The sequence below is a fragment of the Psychrobacter sp. CAL346-MNA-CIBAN-0220 genome, assembly GCF_040309805.1.
Lineage (GTDB): Bacteria > Pseudomonadota > Gammaproteobacteria > Pseudomonadales > Moraxellaceae > Psychrobacter.
Genome location: NZ_JBEOPF010000706.1, coordinates 1 through 238, shown reverse-complemented (window position 1 = coordinate 238; position 238 = coordinate 1). Strand labels below are relative to the sequence as shown.

General features: G+C 42.9%; 1 pseudogene. It reads right to left on the bottom strand.

From position 1 onward, the window contains the following. Nucleotides 1-238: pseudogene (locus AAEY88_RS15400) on the bottom strand (hypothetical protein); the annotation flags it as partial.

The window sequence follows — 238 nt, the reverse complement described above, 5'->3', positions numbered from 1 at the left end:
CTTTACCGCCGTAACGTAAATGGGTTTTGAGTTTAATATCCCAACCTTGTTGACGCATAAAAGCCAAATCTGCGCGGACATTTTTACTGCCTGGTAAAATAATGACATCGGCGTTAGGCCATACCGTCGAGCTTGCATCGCTTTGCATAGTCACATAATGAAAATCAATATGCGGGTGTAAACGCAGCGGATCAAAGTCGGTATGATTACTGATCCTTGGATACACTAACACCAATAC